This is a genomic window from Lyngbya confervoides BDU141951 (assembly GCF_000817775.3).
In the GTDB taxonomy this organism is placed as follows: Bacteria; Cyanobacteriota; Cyanobacteriia; order Thermosynechococcales; family Thermosynechococcaceae; genus Lyngbya; species Lyngbya confervoides.
In genome coordinates, this window is record NZ_JTHE03000079.1 from 152,483 (window position 1) to 169,832 (window position 17,350).

Annotated in this window: 16 protein-coding genes; 9 read left to right on the forward strand and 7 right to left on the reverse strand. The window is 54.0% G+C overall.

The window, feature by feature from the left end; genetic code table 11:
* Window positions 1–533: 533 nt before the first annotated feature.
* Window positions 534–1,856: an alpha-amylase family glycosyl hydrolase gene (locus QQ91_RS13830; RefSeq protein WP_166275550.1), complete on the forward strand. Its 1,323-nt coding sequence runs from the start codon at window positions 534–536 to the stop codon at window positions 1,854–1,856.
* Window positions 1,857–1,971: 115 nt separating this feature from the next.
* On the opposite strand, the gene QQ91_RS13835 is transcribed toward QQ91_RS13830, so the two are convergent.
* Window positions 1,972–2,355, reverse strand: a complete 384-nt coding sequence (locus tag QQ91_RS13835) for a hypothetical protein (protein WP_166275552.1) — start codon at window positions 2,353–2,355, stop codon at window positions 1,972–1,974.
* Between the two features lie 63 nt (window positions 2,356–2,418).
* Here QQ91_RS13835 and QQ91_RS13840 point away from each other — a divergent pair, with 63 nt between their 5' ends.
* The 4 genes from QQ91_RS13840 to QQ91_RS13855 all read left to right on the forward strand — a co-directional run bounded on the left by QQ91_RS13840 (window position 2,419) and on the right by QQ91_RS13855 (window position 5,912).
* Complete coding sequence (locus tag QQ91_RS13840) at window positions 2,419–3,099, forward strand: response regulator transcription factor (RefSeq protein ID WP_166275554.1); 681 nt, start codon at window positions 2,419–2,421, stop codon at window positions 3,097–3,099.
* 5 nt (window positions 3,100–3,104) lie between these two features.
* The gene (locus QQ91_RS13845) at window positions 3,105–4,379 is read left to right on the forward strand and encodes a sensor histidine kinase (protein ID WP_166275556.1); all 1,275 of its coding nucleotides are present in this window, start codon (window positions 3,105–3,107) and stop codon (window positions 4,377–4,379) included.
* Between the two features lie 84 nt (window positions 4,380–4,463).
* Window positions 4,464–4,871, forward strand: coding sequence for a NirD/YgiW/YdeI family stress tolerance protein (locus tag QQ91_RS13850; RefSeq protein WP_166275558.1), 408 nt, complete (start codon window positions 4,464–4,466; stop codon window positions 4,869–4,871).
* Between the two features lie 405 nt (window positions 4,872–5,276).
* Window positions 5,277–5,912: a phosphatase PAP2 family protein gene (locus QQ91_RS13855; protein WP_250833358.1), complete on the forward strand. Its 636-nt coding sequence runs from the start codon at window positions 5,277–5,279 to the stop codon at window positions 5,910–5,912.
* 376 nt (window positions 5,913–6,288) lie between these two features.
* On the opposite strand, the gene QQ91_RS13860 is transcribed toward QQ91_RS13855, so the two are convergent.
* The 3 genes from QQ91_RS13860 to QQ91_RS13870 all read right to left on the reverse strand — a co-directional run bounded on the left by QQ91_RS13860 (window position 6,289) and on the right by QQ91_RS13870 (window position 10,831).
* Window positions 6,289–8,466 (reverse strand): nSTAND1 domain-containing NTPase, encoded by a 2,178-nt coding sequence (locus QQ91_RS13860; protein ID WP_166275560.1) that lies wholly within the window; start codon window positions 8,464–8,466, stop codon window positions 6,289–6,291.
* Window positions 8,463–10,088: a CHAT domain-containing protein gene (locus tag QQ91_RS13865; RefSeq protein WP_166275562.1), complete on the reverse strand. Its 1,626-nt coding sequence runs from the start codon at window positions 10,086–10,088 to the stop codon at window positions 8,463–8,465. The genes QQ91_RS13860 and QQ91_RS13865 overlap by 4 nt, the downstream gene beginning before the upstream one ends.
* 185 nt (window positions 10,089–10,273) lie before the next feature.
* A complete protein-coding gene (locus QQ91_RS13870) occupies window positions 10,274–10,831 on the reverse strand; it encodes a YqhA family protein (protein ID WP_166275564.1) in 558 nt (185 codons plus the stop codon).
* 405 nt (window positions 10,832–11,236) lie between these two features.
* On the opposite strand from QQ91_RS13870, the gene QQ91_RS13875 reads away from it, so the two are divergent.
* The gene (locus tag QQ91_RS13875; protein ID WP_166275566.1) at window positions 11,237–11,776 is read left to right on the forward strand and encodes an O-acetyl-ADP-ribose deacetylase; all 540 of its coding nucleotides are present in this window, start codon (window positions 11,237–11,239) and stop codon (window positions 11,774–11,776) included.
* Here QQ91_RS13875 and QQ91_RS13880 read toward each other — a convergent pair.
* Window positions 11,751–12,665 carry a dienelactone hydrolase family protein gene (locus QQ91_RS13880; protein WP_166275568.1) on the reverse strand — a complete coding sequence of 305 codons (915 nt, stop codon included), beginning with the start codon at window positions 12,663–12,665 and terminating at the stop codon, window positions 11,751–11,753. The genes QQ91_RS13875 and QQ91_RS13880 overlap by 26 nt on opposite strands.
* Window positions 12,666–12,788: 123 nt before the next feature.
* Between QQ91_RS13880 and QQ91_RS13885 the strand changes: the two genes are divergently transcribed.
* Window positions 12,789–13,850 carry a serine/threonine protein kinase gene (locus QQ91_RS13885; protein WP_166275570.1) on the forward strand — a complete coding sequence of 354 codons (1,062 nt, stop codon included), beginning with the start codon at window positions 12,789–12,791 and terminating at the stop codon, window positions 13,848–13,850.
* A 118-nt stretch (window positions 13,851–13,968) separates the two neighbouring features.
* Entirely contained in the window at window positions 13,969–14,676 is a 708-nt protein-coding gene (locus QQ91_RS13890) for a hypothetical protein (protein ID WP_166275572.1), read from the forward strand.
* 44 nt (window positions 14,677–14,720) lie between these two features.
* Here QQ91_RS13890 and QQ91_RS13895 read toward each other — a convergent pair whose 3' ends face one another.
* Complete coding sequence (locus QQ91_RS13895) at window positions 14,721–14,942, reverse strand: DUF2949 domain-containing protein (RefSeq protein WP_166275574.1); 222 nt, start codon at window positions 14,940–14,942, stop codon at window positions 14,721–14,723.
* Window positions 14,943–15,147: 205 nt separating this feature from the next.
* Here QQ91_RS13895 and QQ91_RS13900 point away from each other — a divergent pair, with 205 nt between their 5' ends.
* A complete protein-coding gene (locus QQ91_RS13900; RefSeq protein WP_166275576.1) occupies window positions 15,148–16,905 on the forward strand; it encodes a metallophosphoesterase family protein in 1,758 nt (585 codons plus the stop codon).
* A gap of 20 nt (window positions 16,906–16,925) precedes the next feature.
* On the opposite strand, the gene QQ91_RS13905 is transcribed toward QQ91_RS13900, so the two are convergent.
* Window positions 16,926–17,327, reverse strand: coding sequence for a fasciclin domain-containing protein (locus QQ91_RS13905; RefSeq protein WP_166275578.1), 402 nt, complete (start codon window positions 17,325–17,327; stop codon window positions 16,926–16,928).
* Window positions 17,328–17,350 lie beyond the last annotated feature (23 nt).

Sequence of the window (17,350 nt, forward strand, 5' to 3'; positions counted from 1 at the left end):
ATCATCAAACAGACCGCCCTTGGGAGAGTTGAGGATCCAGATGATGACTGAAAACACGGTAGGCTGTTTAGATTCGATCCGTGCTTTGCAAGAGTGGATTTTAGCGTAAAGCAGTAGTGTTGTTGGATGAGCCGTTGCTGATCACTGGATTTGAGATCAAACAAGCCGTAGAGAATTGCAGAGAATGTAGGACATGGACTTTAGACCTCCTAGATTCGAATAATCCAGCAGAATAACTTCACTGCCATACCCTAGCACCCGAAACAAGAACCTGCAACATTTCTTATTAAGCATTATTGAATCGTAACAACCTTTGTCTCCTGGGGGTTGACAAGGTTCCCTCCGAGAATGTTCCCGCCCCTGCCAAGGGATAGGATTTGACCGTTCAGAATAATTGGGGAACTGGGTAGATCCCTCCAGCAGACTCAGGGCGGTCCGGATCCGTGAGCAAAAATTGACACAGTATAATTCGAAGGGGATCTTCCTTGGGATCTGGCGCTATCACCTTCATCTGCTCACTGGGGGCCATGGCTATGCATAATGTTACGCTTCACGCCTTTAATTGGAGATATTCAGAAATTATCGACAAGCTCGACGCCATTCGATCTGCTGGGTATGGGGCTATCTTAATTCCGCCACCGGTTTATACTGAGCCGACTGGCGCCCCATGGTGGCAACGGTATCAACCCAAGGATTACCGCATCCTTCTTTCCTATTTGGGCGGCAAGCGCGACCTGGAACGCCTCATTGCTGCCTGTCACAGTGGTTTACCTAAATTGCAGGTCTACGCCGATCTCGTAATTAACCACATGGCCAATGAAGACCGGCCCGATCGGTTTAATTTTCCAGGGGAAGCTGAACTGGCCCGCTACCGGCAGCACCCTGCCCTCTATGAAGAGAATCGGCTGTACGGGGATCTCAGCCATGGTCTTTTCTCTCCCTGGGATTTTAACCATGCCGGTGAAATTGATCCCCATGAATGGTCCGATCGCAATTCAGTGCAATTTCAAAATCTGTCGGGGCTTCCAGACTTGAAAGACGCGGATTGGGTCCTGGAACAACAGCGGAACTTGGTGAGCGCTTTGATCGAGATGGGGTTTGACGGCTTTCGCATTGACGCTATCAAGCACATTACTGAACGCATGATTGATAACATTGCAGACCCAGCCCAGTCGCGCGATCGCTTTTGGTTTGGAGAGGTTTTGACCGGCAGCGATCGCGATGAGGACATTTTTTTAGATCCCTTCTTAAGGGAAACCTGGATCTCAGCCTACGATTTTCCCCTCTTCCAAACGATTCGGGAAGCCTTTCGCTTTGGCGGATCTCTAAGACTCCTGGCCGATCCCCAGAGCCAGGGAAACGCGCTGCCATGGAATCGCGCCGTCACCTTTGTGGTGAATCACGATATTCCCCATAATGATGGCTTTCGATTTTGGCTCTTAGATCCCCAGGATGAGCATCTTGCCTATGCCTATATCCTGGGCCGCGATGGCGGAGTTCCCCTGATATATTCTGACCACAATGAATCCCATCACCCGGAGGATCGCGATCGCTGGTTTGAGATTTACAAACGACCTGACCTTGTTGCCATGATTCATTTCCACAATGCAGTCCATGGGCAACCCATGCAGGTTCTGGCGGTGAACGATGTCGTTTTAGTGTTTCGCAGGGGAGATCGAGGAATCGTCGCCATTAATAAAAGCGGGACTCAGCAGGAGGTTAGCTTTAATACCTGGGGGTTGACCAACCCCGGTCAATATCATGACCTGATCCATCCCCAGGAACTGCAGTTATCCGGTCATCATTGCACGCTGGCGATCCCCGCTCGCACGGCTCAGATGTGGCTATTGCGTTGAACGGAAGGGAGAGACTGGGATATTCGGTCTGGGGCGTGCAGGGTTTGGAGCGTACAGAGTCTGGAGCGTACAGGGCCAAGAGAGGCCTCCATCCACCGTCCCCCCTCGCCCCTCCTCAGGAATCAATGCGATAGCGGATGAGCCTGCGAATGGTCGGCAGCGATAGATGCAGCTCATGGGCGATCGCAGCTTCAATCTCCGTAAATTCAACCAGCGGATATTCAAACTCAAGTTCCTGAAGCGCACTACCGCTGGTTTGAACGGTTACCTCGGTTCTGCCTGAGTCGCGATCAATCTCGGCATCCAGGGAGGTAATCGTCAGGGATAGGGACAGCGTAATCGGCGGCTGGACCTGAGTGCTGAGTCTTTCCGGATCCCTAGCGGGTTGACCCATGACCCAATGACTGAGCCCCGCTGATCCCAGCCAGAAACCAGCGCCGATCAGGGGAAGCGGTAACCAGAATTCCAGGCCAAGCAGGGGGAGGATTCGTTTCGCCATGATATTCCAGGGGCAATTCACACGTTAAATTGATGATAAAGCCCCTCCTCCTGGCGTTCGCAAATGAAAATTTTGTTGGTTGAAGATGATCCCATTCAGCTTGATCCGCTCAAGGCTGCGCTCCTCAAGGCCGGACATGGGGTGGATGCGGTGGAGGATGGGGCGATGGCCCAGGATTTAATGGACCAGATCGACTATGATTTGCTGATTTTAGACTGGATGCTGCCAAACTACAGCGGCGTTGAGCTTTGTCGGCGCTATCGCCAAGGGGGAAAGGTGGCACCTGTACTGATGCTAACCGCCAAAGATGCGATTGCCGATCGCGTCACTGGTCTCGATGCGGGTGCGGATGATTACCTGGTCAAGCCCGTGAATCTAACGGAGTTTTTAGCGCGGGTGCGGGCCTTGGGACGGCGATCGCCTCTCTGGCAAGGGGATATCCTTACCCTGGCAGACTTACAGCTCGATCGTCACACCCTGACTTTGCAGCGACAGAATCAGAGCCTTCGCTTGTCCAACCGCGAATTTCAGCTGATGGAATACCTGATGCGCTATCCCCGGCAGGTGTTAACCCACGCGCAGATTGAACAGGCGCTTTGGGAATGGGATCGGGTGCCCGATAGCAAGGCCATTGTTACCCTGGTCTACCGTTTGCGCCAGCGCCTGCAAACACTAGGCGCTGAGGACTGGCTGCAGTCCATCTACGGCATGGGCTATCGTCTGGCGGAGCCGGGAACGGTGTAGTCTGGATGTTTGATCGTAGCCGCCGCCGCTTGGCCCAATGGTTTACGCTGTCCATGGGCAGTATCTTGATTCTTTTCGCGGTGCTGCTTTATCTGCGAGAAGCCCGCGATCGCTTACAAAACTTTGACAGCACCCTCTATGCCACCAGCCAAACCATGATGGGGGGTCTCGAAGAGCTTGAGTATCAGGGGCAGCGGCAGGTTGATCTGGAAGATGTGCCCCTGCTGGGCCAAGACTCTCGCCTGCTTGAGACCCGCCTGATCTTTGCCCGCTGGTACAGTTCCCAGCGACAGGTGCAGCAATTTTTCGGCCCCTTTCCTCCCGAACAACTCAGGGCCCCCATGGGCTTTGTCACCCTGTCCGATCCAGACAGCTCCGATCGATTACGGCAGCTGACCCTGCCCGTGTACCGGGGCGATGTCCTACTGGGGTATGTGCAGATTGCGGCTTCGCTGTCCTCCGTCCAGGTTCCCCTCCAAAACCTCCAGATTTTTCTGACCCTGGGGGTGCCGGTGGCGCTGGGGACCATCGCGCTCACGGGCTGGTGGTTAGGCGGACGAGCCATGGCCCCCATTCGCCAGTCCTATCAGCAACTGCAGCAGTTTACCGCTGCGGCCTCCCATGAACTGCGGGCGCCGCTAGCAGGCATTATCAGCAACGCCCAAGTGGGCCTGATGGACCCCATTGATCCCCAAGAACAGTCGACTCGGCTATCCACGATTGCAGCCGTGGCCGAAGAGATGAGTCACCTGGTCAGTCAGCTTCTGTTTCTGGCTCGCCAGCCGGGCACCTTACCTGCTAACGTGCTGCAAACGGTCGATGGGCAGCAGTTTCTGCAGCAGGTCATGGACACCCTTGCCCCCCAGGTCATGGCCAAACCGTTAACCCTCCAAACGAGCTTTCCGGCATCCCCGGTGGACTTAACGGTGGAGTCTGATTTAATGCGGCAGGCGATCGCCAATCTACTGAGCAACGCCTGTCGCTACACACCCGCGGGTGGAACCATTACGGTTTCGTTGAAGCCCTCGCACCGCTGGATTGTAATTGCCGTTGCGGATACCGGTATCGGCATTGCTGCCGCCGATCTGCCCCATATCTTCGATCATTTTTATCGCTGTGATGGGGTGCGATCGCGTCAGACCGGGGGCTTTGGATTGGGACTGGCCATTGCCCGACAGATTGTTGAGGCCCATCAAGGAACCCTCACCGTCACCAGTGCACCGGAGGTTGGATCCACCTTTGAGATTCGCCTCCCCCGCACCACTGATATTTTTCTGTGACTTTTGCCTGTCACACTAAATCATCCTAGATCATGCGTGATCCCGCGGGGATCTCGCGTCTCTCACATCTACTGGAGGTGTCTCATGAAGAAACGATTCATCGGCGCAGGGGTGGTGCTGGCCGCTGCGATCGCCATTCCCACCATCGCCCTCACTCAAAGCGGTCCAGACAGCCGAGGGACTCGCCAGGCCGCAAACGTTCCCCTAAAGCCCACCGGAACCCTGGCTCAGACCCACACCAGTATCGAAGACGCGCGGGCGCCGCACAGCACCACCCTATCGGGTACAATCACCCGCATTTCTGGAGATGACTTTATCCTGGATGACGGCACTGGGAAAATTTGGGTTGAAGCAGAGTTGCGCCCCCTTCGTCGCGCTAATCTGACCGAAGGTGAAACAGTGAGCGTTACTGGCTATCTGGATGAAAACGAGCTCGAAGCCTATCGCATCACCCGCGCCAATGGCGAAACCATTGACATCCTTGATGACTAGGGGGACTCAGAGGACTGGGGGGACTCCCCAAAGGGAGCCCCCCAAGGCACGCCCATCCCTAAGCTTGCTTCTAAGCAGTAGATCGATGTTTGGGGTGGCTCTAAAGAATAGGGCAAAGAAATTTAGTGAATCATCCATGACATTACCCCAATAGCCGTGTTGAGGGGTGGATATGGTTGTTTTCTTCATTGATTGCCCCTTGCTCACTGGCCTCAGTTCCGGTTTTCTAGGGGGATTCCCGGCCTTCGGCAGGGTGTCCCCTGGGTGGGCCAAGCCCTTACTGAGACTACCCAAGCTACGGGTTGTTAGATCCTCTGTCCCCGTTTCCCTGTGATGATGAAGCGTTTTCTCCCTCAACTGACTAGGTTTTGGCACACCAGGATTCGTTCTTCCCTGGCTGTCCTCATGTCCTGCGCCAGTGGACTCTGGTTCAGTATTTGCCTGTTGGTGCTCTACGCTCTTGCTGAGCTTTCGGATGAAGTGTTAGAACAAGAAGCCTTTGCCTTCGACAAAGCTATTCTGCTGTATCTACATCAGCACGCAACTCCAATGCTGGATGCACTGATGATCCACATTACGCGGCTGGCCGATCCCAAAACCGTCGTGCCGATCGCGATCGCTGTCTTCCTCTTTCTACGATGGCGCCACCATCGTTTAGAAGCCAGGTTCTTTGCCCTCAATGCGTTGGGGGGTGTGGTTCTGAGCTATGGACTCAAACTCATTTTCAATAAGCCCAGACCCCAACTTTGGTCCCAAATGATTTCCGAAGAATCCTTCAGCTATCCCAGCGGCCATGCCCTTGGCTCAGTGGTGATTTACGGCTTTCTGGCTCATCTCCTCGCCTATCTTTATCCCCCCTATTGCTTCCTATTTTACGGCATTGCTGGGGTGCTGATCGTCGCAATTGGGTTCAGTCGCCTTTACCTTGGAGTTCACTGGCCTACAGACGTTCTCGCTGGTTATGGAGTGGGATTTCTATGGGTTTCGGTTTGCCTTATGCTGATGCGGCTCCAAAAGATAAAGGATTCAGATCCAGCGTAAATTAAACATTCTGCGCTGGAGAAGGATCGCCTATCTGCTCTTCGGACTCTCCCTGGGAATCCTGTGTGCATCCTACTGTTGCCATGGCGAATTTTCCTGCCCCGATTCTCCTGCCCCGGTATGCCTCCCAGGCGCAAAATCCCTTGATGGATCAGACGGTTTGCGTCAACTAGCACGCTACCGAACTTGGCCCACAGCTTCAGCTCTGTAACCTTCACAGGATTAAATCCAGGCAACCGCACCTAAAAAGGGTGCAAACTTAACGCACGCAAATCTGAGGGGAAAGCCCACCCCCCAGCCCCTCTCCAATTTCAGGACCCAGGAGCCGCGCACCTGGATCAAGGCAAACACAGATTTTATGAAGCTGGATCTTGCCTTAGGGGATCGCGTCCACCAAATGGGCCGCAATCCAGCCATCCTGAGAGTAACCCGCAGGAGCCTTAATCTTATACCAGCGATAGTTCCCTCGATCTCGCCCGTTATTATCGAGAACCTGAATCGGCGTGTTGCCCCTGAGCTGGTAGAGAACGGGGTGGTCAGTGCCAGGCCCTTGACGCACATTTCTCAAATAGCGGGTGGGGCCAGTCACCTTGTAAGCAGTCGGGTGTTGCGGCGTCTGACTCCCCTGGGAACTCAGCAATAAACTAGCGTTCATGGCCTGTAATTTCTCAAGGGCCAACTGTTCTTCAATCTGTTTCGCCTCAAGCTCTTGAATAATCCGATTGATTTCTTCAATCTTACCGGTTTGCTTCTGCAGAGCCTCCAAGGCTCCCCGAATTTCATTGCGCTCGTATTCCACTTCCTTGCGAGCGGCGTCGGTTTTTTGGCGGGCGGCCTCAGCTTCTCGCCATTTAAACGTGGCAAAGAGACTTAACCCTAACAGTAGACACCCCACCGAAATCACCGCGCCTGTGAGCATCCGGGTTTTCATTTGTGCAGCTTGTTGACTGCGTTGCACAAATCGGGATTCTAGATCATTTAAATCAGTATACGTTTGCGCTTCTTCCAGCAAGGATCCCCGCAGCAGCACGTTGGGATCACGTTGGCGTTCCTTCCACTGCTCGGCAGCTGCGCTTAAACTAGACCGACGCCGCAGCGAAACTCGCTCGTCCTCGATCCACCCTAAAAATCGCGGCCAGTTGCGAATGAGCGCTTCATGGGAAATCTCTATTTGATTATTCTTGGCCGTTTTATGACTCGACTGTCGGATCAGTTGGACCTGGTCTAACTTACTCAGGACCCGATCAATCCGGTCATTATCGTCCGGAATCGAATATAGGTCTTCCTTCACAATTCTCTGGCTGGTGACTTCTAAGCCCTGATTGACCCGAACCATCCGCAACAGGATTCGTTTGGCCGTTTCCCGATCCTCTGGAATGAGCTGGTTATAGAATTCATCTGCACTGTGGGCCAGCGCTTCCCGAGCTCCTCCGAGGTTTTGGTAGGTCGAATAGGTGACAACATTCTGCTCCCGCTGCTCCCAAAGTTTCAGCAACACAAATTGGAGCAGAGGTAACGCAGCAGGTTCTCCCAGCACATCGGCAATTAATCGATCAACCACACCCTCTTCAAACTTGAGTCCCACCTTTTCCGCCGGCTTTTGAATAGCATCTCGAAGCTCAGCGGCATTGAGGGGCAAAACCCGAATCTGGGCCGTTTCAAAGAATTGATAAAAGTTAGAGAGCAGGGCAACCTTGTTTTCAAAGTCACTCCGCATGGTGAGAATTAGGTAGATCTGGGGCTTCGTTTCATCCTCTAGAAGAGCCACCAAGCTGTCAATAAAGGGGGAACGATGGGCTTGCTGGCAGAGGGTAAAGACTTCTTCGAACTGATCCATGACCAACACTGCCGGGCGATGGGCAGAAAGTTCTCGGATGAGGTCGGGCAGGTCCCCTGGCTGGTGACTCAGTCGCAGAGTCTGCGATTCTATCCAGCCTGACTCAGTTTGGTCCGGTGGACACAGGCCCTTCACCAGACTACGAATCGGATCGTTGCCAGGAACCATTGCCGGGAAATAATGCCACTGATCGCTGTGATCCAATCCTCCCGCTTTAAGGTTTGGAATAAGTCCTCCCAGAACAATTGAGGATTTTCCGCTGCCAGAGGATCCCACCACAGGAAGCAAGCGTTGGGATTGGAGGCGAGTCAACAACATTTTTACCATTCGCCGCCGACCAAAGAAGAAGGGGGCATCTCCTTCTCCGAAGGCGTTGAGCCCCCGGTAAGGGCAATCTTGATCCGCTAAAAGCGGGGCCAGGGCAATATCAAATTCTGCCAGAGAGACGTCCTGACTGGCACAGTTGGCTCGTAATAAAACGGAATTCCAGTAATCTAGCAACCCCTGGGCCGCAAGGCGATCCTCATCGTTATCGAGGAAGGTTCCTGTTTCCCGCCCTTGGAGGATAAAGCGCTTAATTTCAGAAAAGAGAGGCTTGTGCGCGGCAATACGGTTGAACTTTTGCAGTAAGGCTCGATGAGCAATTCGCATGGCTGAAAAAGAGGGAAAAGAGACCTCCTTCGCCGGGATCTCTGGGGGAGGGACGGGATGATTCATGAGATTTTCGTGACGATTAACTCAAGGGTGTGGCCAATTTTTTGCAATTCATCGCAGAATTTAACGAGGCGCAGATCCACGCTGGAAAAGCGCATGAGTGCCACTCGGCGGTAAATCCAAAAGCAGTGACGAATTCTGCTGGGATTCTGGATCTCTAAGGCTTGGTCTAGGTTCTGCTCCGCCTGTTGCAGCTGGAGGAGATCGGCCTCAGAGTCCTGTTGGCAGAGGGTGGCAATCTTTTCCTTAATATCGGTCCAGGACCACTCCAATTCCTCTGTATCACGGTTTAGATTGGTTTCAATACGGCGCAGGATGGAGTCAAGGGTTTGCCAACCGTCGTGGGTTTGAATCAGGTGATTGAGCTGTTGGTTGAGATTTTCGAGGGACTGTATGCCTGCTTGCAGGGGCTGCAAGCTACTGGGATTGCCAGCGATGAGCATCAGCAGGTCCTGGTGGAGTTGATTTAATGTTTGAGCGAGACTGGCTAATCTTAATGCCTTGGCGGTGGTGGTTAAGGCCATATTTAAGCGAATTGGCTGATCGGCTAAGAGAACGGTCATGAGATAAATGGTTTTCTTCAACCGTCTTTGGTCCAACTGGGTGATAGCAGCCTGAAGTTCATTACAAGCTTCTTCTAGCTTTGCAAGCCAGGCGCAATCGTATCCTGAACAAGCGGGTTGGACAACAATAGCCTGAGCCTCATGGATCACCGCCCGCAGGGCCAATTCATACTCATAAAAGGTGGTGACGGTAATGTCATCCTCGGGAAAGAGTCGAGCGGACTTAACCAGTTCCCGGTAATATTGAATTTCAACTTGGTGGAGCAGATCGTGCAATTGTTTGTAGAATCTCAGCCACATAATTTGTGCGCAAATGGCGCTAAATTCTGACTGAAATAGCGTTACCCTACTATTGACATCAGGAATCGACAGCAGCCCCACTAAAACATCTAGTCCTTCCTGGACATCTTGCCGCAAGGAATCGGGAAAGGCAGTAAGGGGGTCTTTAATCAGGAGGATGGGTAAGTGAGAGGCGATGGCGGCCTGCGGTTCTGGGGATTCTATCTCAGGAGCCAAAATATCGCGGGGTTTTTCTAGGGTACAGCTCTGGACCTGGATTTCCAGGCAGCCTGCTTCATGGGCACTGGGAATCGATCGGCCTGCCCCTAAGGCTCGGTAAAAACCATTGGCGTAGGCGATCGCCGCTGCATCGGCAATGGTAGAGTTGGCACCAATGACGTAATTTACATGCCCCTGGATCGCCTCTGCCTGGGCCTTAGAATAGCAAGCATTCAGAAGCACGCATTCCAATGTATCTGCAACCTGCTTAAACAATCCTGCAAGAATCTCTCCGGACAGGAGAACGCTCTGGCCTTGCTGGTTTTCAATAACCAATCCGGCTTGACCCGCACCATGACCACAAAAATGCACAATGCGTGGCTTCAGTTCAAGAATTGCCCGTTCCAGATCCTCCCAGCGCACTGCGTCTCTGCGTTCGCACTTAAAATCGTCTCGGTATTTTGATTTTTTGAGTTCTTCCTCCTGAATGTTGCGCAGTTCTCGATTGAGCTTTAAAGCAGCGGTATCATCAGGATTGGCCGCAAGAAACAAAATTGTTTTCATAAATTCACCTGGACCTCAAGATCCTGCACCGGTGCATCGATTGAGGAGGGCGGATCAATCATCAATATCCATGATTGACTAGGGAACGGGGAGACTCACTGGGAAAGGGCAGGACTGACGACGAAAAGGGGAATAAATTTAAAATAAGGCGATCGCCCCGAAATTCCACAGCATTGCATACAAACTTAAAAAATGTCAGACCGATGGCTTTCCTGGGGGTCCCCGGTCTTCACTTTTTTATACTGTGACTGGAGTAAAAAGCTACTCAATGCAATCAGCAAAATTGCTCCGGCAATGTAAATTAACTCAATCGCGCTCGTCACATTCAGCCCCAACATCTTTTTGAACAGGTTTACAATCAACGCCACCACAATCACCTGCACCAGCTTGGTTTTGAGCTCCTCCAGCGATTGACTGAGCAAAATATTGATATCCTGTTCAAACCGAATATCAATTTTGGAAATGAATAGCTCATAGATCCCAAAGCTGAAAATGAGCAGAACAATTCCAATCAGGTAGTAATCGATGCCCCCAATCACATAGGAAACAATTTTGTTGGTGACTCCCCCTTCCGGATCTTGAAGATCAAACTCCAGCACCAGCCCGGCCCAAATCTCCAGTGTGCCGATCACAAAAAATCGCACTGCACTAAACAATCCAAAAATCGTCGGCAGCAACACAAAGAACCGGAAGTTCCAGATGGTCGTTTCAAAGACTCTTTCGACTTTGCGCTGAAAGCTCATGGCATCTCTCTGTCAACTAAATCGGTCTGGCCATTGCGGCGAAGGCATCCCTGCCTCACTTTTCACCCCCTTGAACCTCTTCAGTGTCTCACGTGATTGTGCCCCACCGACTTGCGGCCCCGCTGGGGAGGAGGCGATCGCAGATCTGAGGCTAATCTGCGGGAAGAGTCACCGGCCTGGAGATCCAAGGCTCTGTCCATTGCCACCACCTCGGCGGTCCAATCAAACCGGTGTTCGTAGCGATTCGCGAATCTCCATAGATCCTCCTAGTTCTGCGCGCAGCGATGAAGGGTGCATCTCCAGAGGGCTGTATGTTCAGGATAGATGAGGCATCTCGTCAATTGGAGCAAGAAGTCGTTAATATCAGAGCAACGTAGCGATTTACCGCCCTAGAAGGAGGTTGAGATGGATCGACTGCAAGTGATCACCGCCGACATCACGCAACTTCACGTGGATGTGATTGTGAATGCGGCCAACGAGCGGATGTTGGGCGGCGGTGGTGTGGATGGGGCCATCCATGCGGCGGCAGGTGCGGCGCTGGTGGCGGCCTGCCGCGCGGTCCCGGAGGTGCGTCCGGGGGTTCGCTGCCCCACGGGAGAGGCTCGCATCACCCCAGCGTTTCAGCTTCCGGCTCGGTTTGTGGTGCATACGGTGGGGCCAGTTTGGCAAGGGGGGCAGTGCGGTGAACCCGATCTTTTGGCGGCCTGCTATCGCGCCTCCATCCAGATGGCGATCGCCCATAATGCTCGTTCCATTGCCTTTCCAGCAATCAGCACCGGTGTTTACGGTTACCCGCTACCTGCGGCCAGTCAAACTGCGGTGCGCGAGTGCGCGCAGGGACTGCAACGCCATTCCTCCCTGGAGAAAATTTTGCTGGTTGCTCGCCGCCAATCCCAGGCAGATCAGATCCAGCAGAGTCTTATGGACTGGTTTTCAGGTGCTTAGCAAAAAAGGCCAGAGTTTTTTCCCAGGCATCGTTGGCGGCCGCTGGATTATAGTTTTTCCCCGAGGGGTTGGCAAAGGCATGATCGGCCGCGTCGTAGAGATAAATCTCCGCGGGTTTATCGAGCGTGTTTAAGGTTTGCTCAAAGGCGTTGACCTCAGCCACTGGAATGCCCGCATCCTGACCGCCAAAAAATCCGGCAATCGGCATTGTTAAGGGCTTTAAGATCTGCGGATCCGTTTCCAGGCGCCCGTAGTAAATCACCAGAGCATCTAGCTGATCAGGCAACAGCAGCCCCGTCTGTAACGACCAGGCCCCACCAAAACACCAGCCAATGGATCCAACCTGGGGGGACTGTTTGTCCTTGACCAAATAGTCATAGGCCTGCCGCAGGTTCTCCTGGGCAGGCTGCGGCTGGCCCATCACGCGTTGCATCAGCTGACGGGCTTGATCGGGATCCTGGGCCACCTGACCGTCGTACAAATCCACGGCAAGAACGCTGTAGCCTTCCCCGGCTAGGCGCTCAGTGACGGCCTTGATGTTGTCATTCAGGCCCCACCATTCATGGATGGCAATGATTCCCGGCAAGGGGCGATCGGCCTGGACGGGCTGGGCAAAGAAGCCTTCCACCGGCTGGCCATTGACCGTTGCATACTTCACCCTTTGGGAGGTAACGGGCTGGGCCGGGGACTGACGGGCCATTTCGGTGGCTTCGGGTTTGTCGGTTCCATGGATCTCACTCATGCGGTCTGTAAAGCTTTCTCCAGCCTCAACGGAAGCTTCGGGGCGGGCGCAGGCCGTCAGACTCAGGCCCCACAGACCCAGCAGCAAGATACGCCAGAGTTGAATTCCCTGTGCATTGCGCCAGGGGCGATCGCCGGCCACCATCATCGATTTCCTCCAGAATTACGGGTGAGGTTCCTACGCTATCACTGGTTTGACTGACTGCGATCACTGCCGGAGCGCCGAACTTCCAGGATTCTAATCCCAAGAGAAGATCGAGAACCAGGGGCTATGTTACTACAGCATCGATTTCAGATCCATCGACTTCTGTATCAGGGCGGCTTCGGAACCACGTTTCTTGCCGTTGATACCCATACTCCTTCACGGCGGCTGTGCGTGGTTAAGCAGTTCTGTCCAGCCCTGCCCAACCAGCCATCGTTTCAGATTGCCCTACGCAAGTTCCAGGAGGAAGCGGCGGTGCTAGAGCGACTCGATCATCCTCAAATTCCCCGCCTCTATGGATATTTTGAGCATCAAGGGCAGTTTTACCTGAGTCAGCAATGGATCGAGGGACAAACGCTGGGATCGTGCCTTGCTCAGGGTCCCATGCCCGAGATAGAGGTAATTCGCATTCTAAGCCAGCTTTTACCCGTATTTGAATATCTCCACGCCCATCAGGTGATCCACCGCGATGTTAAGCCCGATAACATCATCCTGCGCGATGGAGATCGCTGTCCGGTCCTGATTGACTTTGGATCGGTTAAACAGCATGGCCAGGCAGCGGTGCACCCCTCCCAGGGCGTTGCCTGTTCGGTGGTCATCGGCACCGAGGGCTTTGTCTCCCCAGAACAGGTGGCTCAGCGGGTTTCCTATGCCAGCGATCTGTACAGTCTGGGCATCACCGCCATTTGTATGTTGACGGGTAAAATGCCCCACGAAATTCCCCTGCATCCGCAGACGGGCCAGTTTTTGTGGACCTCGCTGGTGCCTGGGGTCAGCCTGGCCCTGCAGGCCTTGCTCAACAAGGCAATCGCCTTTGACCCCTGCGATCGCTATGGTTCTGCCACCCAGATGCTGGCGGCCCTGCGCGCAATAGCTTCTCAGCCACCGCCAATCACCGTGCTTGAACCAAACGGTGTCAAGTCGGGGCACCCAGGTCAGGCGGTCCGGATCGCCCCCGCGGCTGCGCGTCGACTCAGGTCGCCGTCCCTGCCCCTGAGCGTGGCAGGACTCGCCATGGTTCTTTCAGGTCTCTTTTCCTTTCAGATAGGGGTGACCGTGACAGCCCACCGTTCCGATCCAGCACCGAGCGAAATCACGGCCCTCGAGGCGGCCCTGCAGCCGGACAATTAACTCCAGGGGGCAGGCACGAAACTCTTGCTTGACAGTATTGCCAGAGAGACTATATTGGACTCCAGGTTAAAGTTTTGTAACTAACCTGAACAAGAATTACTGTGCGAGGGGATAACCCATGGACCTGCAACGAGAATTTTTTCCCCGGGTACGAAAAACTGTGATGCCGCGTCCCTACTTTGCGGAGGAGACGGACGTTCTGGGGCAAAGTGGGTCGGCTTGGGCCGTCGATGCGGCAATTTATGGCCCAAATTGGACCCTAGATCGCGATCAGGGATTGATTGAGATTTACGGCGCAGGGGCGGCAATTAGTTTCTATCATCTGCTGCCGCGCAAAAATAAGTACGAAAAGGAGGGCCTGTACTTGCGGCTGCGGCTGGCCTATCGCACCACCGAGAACGCCAACGTGAATATTCGTACTTTCTCGGGCAATCATGTCACCCTTCCTAACAGCGTGGCCGGTCACATGTACGACGATCCTGAAAACTACTGGTGGGTGACCGACGATCTGACCCTGAATATTAATTCCATCTACACCGGCGAAAAACTCTGGCTGCAGCGGGTGGACTGGGAATGGACCAGTCAGGAAGTCGTTTATGCCGACGAAGTTCCCGATCAAGAGGCCTACCTGGAGCGATCGCCGGATGAGGTGTCTCAGCTTTACGGTGCCTCCGCCATTACCGAAGATTCAGTGAAGCAATTTTTGGTGCAAAAAATTCAGTCGGATGAAGCCTTTGCCAAGCGCTGCCTAGCCCTACTCACTCAAGAGCAGCTGCTGCAAAAGGACCTAACGGAAATTTTTCAGTACAGCCGTTCTGAAGGTTAGCGAGGAGAGGCGGACCACTGTCGAGGAGTGAACAGACTGGGGCCTCAGGACAATGGCGAAATTTGATCGGAAGCAGGGGCATTTTCCAGCCAGTCAAACATAGTGTTCAGTTGCGTCAGCGTCACCAGGCCGTACTGCCACAGGATGATGGGGAGATGGTTCAACAGGAGGGCCTGCTGTTTTTGGGCCAGTTCAACCACTTCCGTCGACAGTCCCAGGTCTGCATGCAGAAACTCGATGAAGGGATGAAAGTCGGAGGAGTTCATGGGTCGCAGCGGGATTTGAGTGAATTGCGATTATTCTGGCAGCTGGGGGTGGAAGGGGGTGTGATATTCCTCACTGGGGGCAGATGTGTGAGCGTAGAGGTGATTTAAACAGCAGGGCTGGCGCGGGAACATCTCCTAGACTGGTGCTTGTGTCCCTGTGGTCCCTGATGAAACAGCAATCTGGGGTGTTGCCCGGATCGAATGGATGAACCGATCTCAACTGATGTGGCTGCTATCATCCCTGTTGCTTCTGGGTTCCCGGTCAACTCAGCCCCTGACGCCTGCCATGCCTGTGCTCCAACTCCTCACAGATCCCTTTCTCCAGCTTCCCACCTCAAATTCAGTGCGAGTGGTTTGGTTTACAGAGTTTGAGGGAACGCAGCATCTGGTCCAGTACGGTGATCAACTGCACCATCAGGTGCGGGCCACCACTCAGATGCTCAGCAAAGTTCGCGAAGATCAGCGATCGCAGGTGGGTGGGCCGAAGATCAACAGCCAGGGAGATCCCCCACCGGTCAAACGTCAGATCTGGCGACATGAAGCCGTTGTTCCCGCTCCGCCGGATATCCGCGTTCCCTATCGGGTGGTGAGCCAGGCTGCAACCGGTCAAGTGGTCAGCGATCGCTTTACCCTCTCCGCCCTGCCCACACCGGGATCTCCACAAAAAATCCTGCTCACCTCCGACCATCAGCTCAAGCCCATGACTCCGGCCAACCTGCAAAAGGTCGTTGAAACCGTGGGCCAGGTAGATGCCGTTTTCTTTGCGGGAGATTTGGTCAATATTCCTGATCGCGCTTCGGAATGGTTTGACGATCGCCGCGGGAATGCTTTTTTTCCCACCCTTCAGGGACGGGCTCACTTTAAGTTAGGGTCGACCCTATATCGTGGCGGGGCGATTATTCAATCTGCACCTCTGTTTCCTGCCATTGGCAATCACGAAGTGATGGGACGCTTTTCGAAAACTCTCTCCCTCGCAGATCAGTTCAACGATGCCGTGCCTCGCGCCGTGGCTGAGAAACGCTACCATCAGAACGTCGGGGGTTCCTCTCCAGGGCAGGGGGTGCCCCCACAGGCCTGGATTCAGGATCATTCCTTTAATGTTGATACCTATCGGGAACTGTTTAGTCTCCCCACTGAATCACCGGGCCAGGAACGCTACTATGCCCTCACCTTTGGCGATATCCGCTTAATTTCTTTATATATCACCCACATCTGGCGACCACCGGGCCTCGGGCCCCAGACCAAGGGGCGCTACCGGGAGCGGGAAAGCGACCTAGCCCATCCAAACCGATGGGGACATGGCCAGCATATTTTTGAGGCGATCGCGCCGGGCAGTCCCCAGTCGGAATGGCTCCAACAGCAATTACAGCATCCTGCGTTTCGGCGGGCTAAATACCGGGTGGTGATGTTCCACCACCCGCCCCATACCCTGGGAGACAATGGCGTCCCTCCCTACACCGATCCGGTGCCTACCGTGAAGCGTGACCCCGACGGGACGGTAAAATCGGTGCGATATCAATACCCACCCGAAGCCGACAACCTGCAGCATCATCTGCTGCCCCTACTAGAGGAGGCCGGGGTGGATCTAGTCTTCTATGGGCATACCCATCTGTGGAACCGCTTTATCAGCCCCAAGGGGATGCATTTTTTAGAAACCTCCAATGTCGGCAACACCTATGGAGCCTACACCGCTACCAATGGCCAGAGGCGCCAGATTCCGCCAGAGTTTGAGGGGCACTATGCTGCCGTTGGAGACCCCAACGGCTTAGCACCCGTCGTTCCCACCCTTCGCCCACCGGTGGACGCCCACGGACAGGTACAACCCTACATCGCTAGCAACGACATTACCGTATTCAGTATTTTGGAAACCCAGACCGGAGCCATCAGTAGCTATCAATTTGATACCCGCCTGCCCGATTCCCCAGTGATCAAGTTCGATGAGTTCTATCTGGGGCGCCATTAGCAGGGGGGTGGGGGACTCCCTTATCCCATGAGGAGCACGGTATCGATACAGTGCACAATGCCGTTTTCCAGCTCAATATCGGCTGCAACGACCGCCGCATTCTTGACTTCAAAGTGATCCTGGGACTGCACCGAGAGGGGAGATCCCTCCACGGAAATTAACGTCATGCGCTCTTGAAACCGAGATTCGCGCCACAATCCCGGCACCACGTGATAGGTCAAGATGCGGCTGAGCTGAGGGATATTTTGCAGCAGGGTTTCAACGGTGCCAGGCGGCAGTTTTTCAAAGGCACTATCGAGGGGGGCAAAAACGGTGAAGGGGCCGGGGCTCTTCAAGGTGTCCACCAGTCCAGCGGCCTTCACAGCGGCCACGAGGGTCTTTAAATGGGGATGGGCGATCGCCGCATCAATGATATCGGGCATGAATAATTGTTCCAGGTATGAAT

Excerpts from the sequence above, each read along its gene's own strand:
- QQ91_RS13870 (WP_166275564.1), bottom strand. The coding sequence starts at position 10,831 with ATGAGCTTTCAGCGCAAAGTCGAAAGAGTCTTTGAAACGACCATCTGG.
- QQ91_RS13885 (WP_166275570.1), top strand. The coding sequence starts at position 12,789 with ATGTTACTACAGCATCGATTTCAGATCCATCGACTTCTGTATCAGGGC.
- QQ91_RS13890 (WP_166275572.1), top strand. The coding sequence starts at position 13,969 with ATGGACCTGCAACGAGAATTTTTTCCCCGGGTACGAAAAACTGTGATG.
- QQ91_RS13880 (WP_166275568.1), bottom strand. The coding sequence starts at position 12,665 with ATGATGGTGGCCGGCGATCGCCCCTGGCGCAATGCACAGGGAATTCAA.
- QQ91_RS13835 (WP_166275552.1), bottom strand. The coding sequence starts at position 2,355 with ATGGCGAAACGAATCCTCCCCCTGCTTGGCCTGGAATTCTGGTTACCG.
- QQ91_RS13865 (WP_166275562.1), bottom strand. The coding sequence starts at position 10,088 with ATGAAAACAATTTTGTTTCTTGCGGCCAATCCTGATGATACCGCTGCT.
- QQ91_RS13840 (WP_166275554.1), top strand. The coding sequence starts at position 2,419 with ATGAAAATTTTGTTGGTTGAAGATGATCCCATTCAGCTTGATCCGCTC.
- QQ91_RS13875 (WP_166275566.1), top strand. The coding sequence starts at position 11,237 with ATGGATCGACTGCAAGTGATCACCGCCGACATCACGCAACTTCACGTG.
- QQ91_RS13905 (WP_166275578.1), bottom strand. The coding sequence starts at position 17,327 with ATGCCCGATATCATTGATGCGGCGATCGCCCATCCCCATTTAAAGACC.
- QQ91_RS13900 (WP_166275576.1), top strand. The coding sequence starts at position 15,148 with ATGAACCGATCTCAACTGATGTGGCTGCTATCATCCCTGTTGCTTCTG.
- QQ91_RS13850 (WP_166275558.1), top strand. The coding sequence starts at position 4,464 with ATGAAGAAACGATTCATCGGCGCAGGGGTGGTGCTGGCCGCTGCGATC.
- QQ91_RS13855 (WP_250833358.1), top strand. The coding sequence starts at position 5,277 with ATGTCCTGCGCCAGTGGACTCTGGTTCAGTATTTGCCTGTTGGTGCTC.
- QQ91_RS13830 (WP_166275550.1), top strand. The coding sequence starts at position 534 with ATGCATAATGTTACGCTTCACGCCTTTAATTGGAGATATTCAGAAATT.
- QQ91_RS13895 (WP_166275574.1), bottom strand. The coding sequence starts at position 14,942 with ATGAACTCCTCCGACTTTCATCCCTTCATCGAGTTTCTGCATGCAGAC.
- QQ91_RS13845 (WP_166275556.1), top strand. The coding sequence starts at position 3,105 with ATGTTTGATCGTAGCCGCCGCCGCTTGGCCCAATGGTTTACGCTGTCC.
- QQ91_RS13860 (WP_166275560.1), bottom strand. The coding sequence starts at position 8,466 with ATGAATCATCCCGTCCCTCCCCCAGAGATCCCGGCGAAGGAGGTCTCT.